The sequence below is a fragment of the Schaalia canis genome (assembly GCF_003858455.1).
GTDB classification, from domain to species: domain Bacteria; phylum Actinomycetota; class Actinomycetes; order Actinomycetales; family Actinomycetaceae; genus Pauljensenia; species Pauljensenia canis.
Genome location: NZ_RQZF01000008.1, coordinates 94,046 through 100,045, shown reverse-complemented (window position 1 = coordinate 100,045; position 6,000 = coordinate 94,046). Strand labels below are relative to the sequence as shown.

Sequence of the window (6,000 nt, the reverse complement as noted above, 5' to 3'; positions counted from 1 at the left end):
GGGTGTCCTGGTCGAAGGTCCATCCCTTGATGGTTAGGGTTTGTGTGGCGCTGTTGGAGATGACCTCTTCAAAGTTCCCACGAGGGCTGGTACCGGGATCGTGGTGTTGCAGGTCCGATGCGGAGGGGGCGGTGGTGCTGTAGATCTCCTTGTGGGCTAGGGAACGGATAAGGGGCAACGCTTTGTATCCACCTTCGCCAGGACAAGCGGTGGCGAAGGTGTCGCGGTGCCCGGAGATACGTGGAAGCTGGATAGTTTGCCCTTTGCGGAACTTACTATTCCCACCCTTAGTCGTAAAGGGGGCAATTTCTTCAGGGTCAACACCGACTCGTTTCAGTTGCCATGCGGCAAGCTTCGCGACGGTGGCAATAGTCGCCTCCGAAGGGCTCTCAATGGAGTAGTTCCCCATCATCGAGATACCCATGGTGCCGGAGTTGAAGCCTGCCGAGTGTGCGCCGATTACCATGTTTCCTGAGCGCGATGCGAGGGTACCGTAGCGTCCTTCAAAGGCGCGTCCCCACTTATCAACGAGGAAGTGGTAGCCGATGTCCCCCCATTGGAGGGTGACGGCATGGTAATGGTAGATGCCTCGGACAATGTCGGCCGATTGACTCATGGAGTAGTTGTTGGTGCCGACCGTGTGATGAACAAGAACGTGCGATGCACGGTGGTATTCAGGATCCCAATCCCGCTTATTCTCGTCAGCTTTCCAGTCTTGGCGAGAAGAAACGGGGACAGGGAGGTCGCTGACATTAGCTGTGCTGGGGAGGAGAAGTCGAGTGATCGCAGCATTCTGAGTCCCTGACATGCCACCACCGGTTCCACTTCCACTCGGAGTGAGTCCGGCGGTTTTGGAATTGATTGGCGCGGGTGTATCTGCAAGCGGACGAGTGGAGGCATTCTCTGATTGAGGGGCCTCAATGGGGGACACACTGGTATCGCTGTTAGCCTCCGTGGGAGTTCCGCCGTCCACAGGGGTGTCGTCATGATTGGGAGGCTGCGTGGTCGGCGAATAGCGGTTGAGGAGGGGATGAGGGGAATTATCACGCTCGTTGAGGTGAGTGAGAGCATGTTCAGATCCCGCATCAATGCCGGTGTTCTCAGCTGAGATGGCGGTGACATCGTCTTCGGTGAGTGTGACTTCCTCTCCCGAAGGATTGGTGGGGATGAGGGCGACTTGCAGATTCGCCGGCAGGGATGATTCGTCGCCTGTGACGCGCACCTGAATGGCATCTGCTCCGCCGGTCACGAAAGGTTCTGTTGCGCCTTGGAAGCCTGTTCCGTCGCGGCTACTCTTCTCTTCAGCGTGGACGAGGAACCAATCGCTCCACTGATCTGTTTCCCGGACACGTACCCATAGTTGGGTCTCGGGAGAGAGTGAGGTTTTCGCATCCCATGTCAATCCCAACACCATGAAGGGGGATACCTCAAGAGGGTGGGTGAGAATGGCGGCATCTTCGGTAGGCTCAAGGGGCTGGCCTCCGTTGGAGGAGCGGGATGTCACTTTCCATGCAGGAAAAGAGTGCAGTCCTTGCCCCGAACCAAGGGGAATCTCCTCAAGTGCAGCCGTCGCGACAGAGGTAGGCAGGGCTGCCATTGTTGTTAGGGGAAGAATCTCAACGGGGTCTGCTGATCTTGTTGCTGTGGATGCTGTTGGCAGGAGCGGCGAGAATCCTAAAGCGAGCGCAGCAAATACAGAAAGGGCGTGTGAGGCAGACATGCGTCAATGCTCCTGGGGCCAGTGGGGCTAGTGTTGAGGGATTGTGCCAACCGTAACGAACCGAAACGGATAGGATGATGCTTAGCATAGCGCGGTAAGGCATAATGACAAAGAAACATTCTCGTGATCGGAGTTTTCCTCATGCGTATCGTCGTCACCGGTGGCGCTGGTTTTATTGGCGCAAACTTTGTCCACACTCTTTTAGAGGACCACCCCGATGTGGATGTCGTTGTGCTGGATGCTTTTACTTATGCCGGTAACAGAGGTTCCCTCATCGTTGCTTCAGAGCTCGCTTCTCGTCTGGAGATTGTCGAAGGTGACGTGGCTGATGCTGACCTGGTGGATTCGCTTGTTGCTAAAGCCGATGCTGTCGTTCACTTCGCTGCAGAGTCGCACAACGATAACTCATTGAATGATCCGTCTCCTTTCATGCATACGAACCTTATGGGAACCTACACGCTGCTCGAGGCTGTGCGGCGTCATAAGGTACGTTTCCACCATATTTCTACCGATGAGGTCTATGGTGACCTGGAGCTTGATGATCCGGCGAAGTTCACTCCGACAACCCCGTATAACCCTTCCTCCCCGTACTCATCCACAAAAGCCGGATCGGATCTGCTGGTGCGCGCATGGGTGCGCTCATTTGGCGTAGAGGCCACAATTTCAAACTGCTCAAATAATTACGGACCATACCAGCATATTGAGAAGTTCATCCCCCGTATGATTACGAATCGCCTGTGTGGGGTGCGTCCGCGTCTCTATGGCGACGGCCTTAACGTTCGCGACTGGATCCATGTACGTGACCACAACACAGCGGTGTGGGACATCCTGACACGAGGGCGCATTGGTGAAACCTACCTTATCGGAGCTGATGGTGAAACCAATAACCGCCAAGTTGTCGCCATCTTGAATGAACTCATGGGTTACCCTGCCGACGACTTCGATCATGTTGCAGACCGTGCTGGACACGACCTTCGCTACGCTATTGACGCTACCAAGCTGCGTGAAGAACTCGGGTGGGAGCCTACCTTCACTGATTTCCGTTCAGGATTGGCCGACACTATCGACTGGTACCGACAGAATGAGGACTGGTGGGCCCCCTTGAAAGAGGAAGTTGAAGCGAAGTACGCCGCAAAGGGACAATGACATTCGAACAGACACAAAACCAGTACGCGGAGGTCAAGCTCCCCCGCGTACTGGTTCTTATGGCCACCTTTAATGGCGCCCAGTGGCTTCGCGAGCAGATTGACTCGATTCTTAACCAAGTGGGGGTTGAGGTCCGCATCATTATCTCCGATGATGGATCGACAGACGGGACTGTGCGCATTATTGATGACTATTGTCAGCGCGATGCTCGGGTCCATTCCCTCCCTCGAAGAGAAGGGGAAGCAGGCGTCGCTTCTAACTTCCTGCATCTCTTTCTGCATTGCGAACCGCAAGACGGAGAATTCATCGCTTTTTCCGATCAGGATGATGTGTGGCATCGAGACAAACTCTGCCGCCAAATCGCACTCTTGAATAACAAGAAGGCAGATGCAGTCTCGTCCAATGTCGTGAGTTTTGATAGCAATGGCCATCGCTCAGTGATCCTTAAAAGCCAACCTCAGCGTCCTTGGGACTATGTCTTCGAAGCAGGTGGACCGGGATCTACCTACATCTTTGCCCCCGCCTTGTCTGCTCAACTCCGATCCCTCGTTGCCTCACTCGGTTATGAAGGAGTTGGAGTCCATGATTGGTATCTCTACGCTCTTGCTCGCGCACGTGGTGCGCATTGGATTATCGATGAGGTTCCAACTGTCGAGTACCGCCAACATGCCGACAATGTGATCGGAGCGAATAGGGGCTGGGGGGCTTTCCGCGAACGTCTCCGAGACTTGCGCTCTGGACATTATCGGGGGCAGTTTCTCATTATGGCTCGGGCCGCCTATGCTGCAGGCCGTCCTGTACACGACAGTGAATGGGACAAAAATATGCGCGCACTCATACACGACCTGGAGTCAACCTCGCTGAGGTCACGATGGAGCCTTGCCATGCGTTGGCGCGACCTTAGGCGTCGCCCGAGCCAAGCTCTTCAACTCGTCGTTCTTGCTCTTTTGGGTGTCTGGTAGCCTGTGGCTGCCTCTCGGCTAAACGATCGTGAGGACGGCGGAGGCAAACTGCCGTTACCGTGATAACCAAGGAGCAGTCTTCAGCAGCCCTCGCGAGAGGGCCTTTCAGCGGAGAGACATGTCTTCTCGGGGGAACTGTTAAGGAGCGTTTTCTTGGACAGTTTCGGCTCGCGACGAGAATCGCGACAATAGGACAGATCCTAAGCCCCAGAATATATCGGCGCAGGTAAACATCACTCTCGATACCACAACAGCCACCAGTATTGTCCCAGGTGTGAGGAAGTGAGCTAATAATCCTCCAAGGACAGCCTCGCGTACGCCTAAACCGGCGGGAACGAAGAAGACCATGAAGCCAGCCGTCCATGCTAGAGCGTACCCTCCGGTGGCAAGGGTGAAGGTTTCTATGGACTGTGGCATTCCCAGCGCGGTGAGAATAATCCACACCTGAGCTCCAGCCAATCCCCATGCAACAAGAGACCATGTTGATGCAAAGAATAGGCCCTTCCACGTCAGAGGACGTTCTAAAGGTTCCTTTTTTAAAAGCCTAAATACGCGGGTAATGAGGCGATTAAATACCGGTGGAGTCAGGCAGAGAGAAACTCCTACAAAGAGCACCCCGATGGAGAGCAACGAAACGGAGGAAGAGGGAGAAAAGCTCAGTAATAGAAGCGTTGAGAGGAAAGCACCAGTGCCGATAGAGACGGCTACAGCACTTAGAAGGACAGTGAAAGAGCGGCGCCGTGAGATTTGGTAGCGCGCGCCTTCTTCAGCGGCAGCGAGGAAATTCCATACTCCTCCTGGCAAATACTTCGTCAACTGAGATACAAAGAAGATTATCGACGAGAGGCGGACAGAGATAGACTCTCCCGTATCGTTTAACAGCATCCGCCATGAAAGCATCGTTGCCGCCACGTAGAGAATCGACGTGACGAGGATGAGAAACAGCGAGACAAAGGACATTGAGAGCAACTCAGAAGAGAAGTCATCCCAACGTATGACAACACCCCACACTGCTGCGCCAAGTGCGAGGATGAGCAAGAGCCGACGAAAGGCGGGACTTTGTAGGAAAGTGAGGAGTCGTTTCATTGCAGAGTCCGGATTAACGGAAGGACAATCTCTTTTGGAGCGAAGGTGGAGTCGGCACACTTAGCAGCGCGACTTCTGGCGTTTTGCAACAAGGCATGATCGCGAGACAAAGCAATAAGGGCCCGCGCAATACTGTCAGAATCACCGGGTTCACACCACATCACACCGTCACCAAGAAGTCGTACTTGAGGAGGGGTGCGGGAGGTCAGGACGCAACAACCAGCCGCCATTCCTTGGAATACCTTATTGGGAACGACACGTAGGGATTTAGGCGTGTCTCCCGCGATGCCAAAGCACACGTCGTGTTGGGCCACGAGTGCGGGCAAAGCATCCGCGTCGACCCAGTCAATCCACTGAACAGGCAGTTCCCCAAGGATTTCCCGGCAGGAATTGTAGTCCTGACCACTGCCGACCATGGTGATCTTCATAAGAACATGAGCAGCGGCCTCGGCAATACCGCGAGCAATCACAGGGGCCCCCTGTAAAGGGGTGAAAAGACCATAAAAGATAACGGAGAGCTCACCAGAATCAGGTGTGGAGTCAGACAAGCGCGCGTCAAACCACGTTAAGGGAGCTCCTACGGGGACAGTGACAACCCGTGAGCGAAACTCGTCAGGAACGAGATCGCGGTGCTCATCTGTATCGACGACGATGACGGAGGCTGACCTTAGTGCCAATCGATCAAGAGCATGAAGGAGACGGAAAATAATGGAGGAACGATTCCCTCGGTCTTGTGCAGTATCTGCTGCAAAAATGAGGTGGTCGAGAATAATCTGACGGGTGGGAAAGAGAAGGCGAGCAAGGAGTACATCGAAGTGCCCCATGTATCCCACAAGAATATTTGATGACCCTAATCGCCTGCGATATTTGAAACTATCGCGAAAGAGTCGAGCCCAGCAACGGCCTAAGGCAAACGAGAAGCGCAGAAACTCAAGGGGATTCGACAGGGCTGCGACCCTGCCCGCTGTCCCAACAGGGAGGGGATGATTAAGCTCTTCGCAGACATAGCCATGCGCACGCAGGCCCTCGAGAAGGATGCCAATGCGGGGGTGAGACCTAACGTTGTACGTTCCAAAAGCCAGAACG

5 protein-coding genes are annotated in these 6,000 nt (G+C 54.5%); 2 read left to right on the top strand and 3 right to left on the bottom strand.

Going from position 1 to position 6,000, the window contains the following annotated elements:
* Positions 1-1,720, bottom strand: a 1,720-nt coding sequence (locus EII11_RS07940) for an N-acetylmuramoyl-L-alanine amidase (RefSeq protein ID WP_205649268.1), incomplete at its 3' end; no start/stop codon positions are given.
* A gap of 141 nt (positions 1,721-1,861) precedes the next feature.
* Between EII11_RS07940 and rfbB the strand changes: the two genes are divergently transcribed.
* Together rfbB and EII11_RS07930 are read left to right on the top strand one after the other, a co-directional pair.
* A complete protein-coding gene (rfbB, locus tag EII11_RS07935) occupies positions 1,862-2,866 on the top strand; it encodes a dTDP-glucose 4,6-dehydratase (RefSeq protein ID WP_124871233.1) in 1,005 nt (334 codons plus the stop codon).
* Positions 2,863-3,828 carry a glycosyltransferase family 2 protein gene (locus EII11_RS07930; protein ID WP_124871202.1) on the top strand — a complete coding sequence of 322 codons (966 nt, stop codon included), beginning with the start codon at positions 2,863-2,865 and terminating at the stop codon, positions 3,826-3,828. Before rfbB ends, EII11_RS07930 begins: the two co-directional genes overlap by 4 nt.
* 138 nt (positions 3,829-3,966) lie before the next feature.
* Here the strand turns inward: EII11_RS07930 and EII11_RS07925 are convergent, their stop codons facing one another.
* Both EII11_RS07925 and EII11_RS07920 read right to left on the bottom strand, forming a co-directional pair.
* Positions 3,967-4,866: a lysylphosphatidylglycerol synthase domain-containing protein gene (locus EII11_RS07925; RefSeq protein WP_165867117.1), complete on the bottom strand. Its 900-nt coding sequence runs from the start codon at positions 4,864-4,866 to the stop codon at positions 3,967-3,969.
* Between the two features lie 44 nt (positions 4,867-4,910).
* Complete coding sequence (locus EII11_RS07920; protein ID WP_165867116.1) at positions 4,911-5,738, bottom strand: glycosyltransferase; 828 nt, start codon at positions 5,736-5,738, stop codon at positions 4,911-4,913.
* Positions 5,739-6,000: the final 262 nt, after the last annotated feature.

Bases quoted from the DNA above. Each gene is read 5' to 3' on its own strand.
- EII11_RS07920 (WP_165867116.1), bottom strand. From the start codon at position 5,738: ATGGGGCACTTCGATGTACTCCTTGCTCGCCTTCTCTTTCCCACCCGT.
- rfbB (WP_124871233.1), top strand. From the start codon at position 1,862: ATGCGTATCGTCGTCACCGGTGGCGCTGGTTTTATTGGCGCAAACTTT.
- EII11_RS07930 (WP_124871202.1), top strand. From the start codon at position 2,863: ATGACATTCGAACAGACACAAAACCAGTACGCGGAGGTCAAGCTCCCC.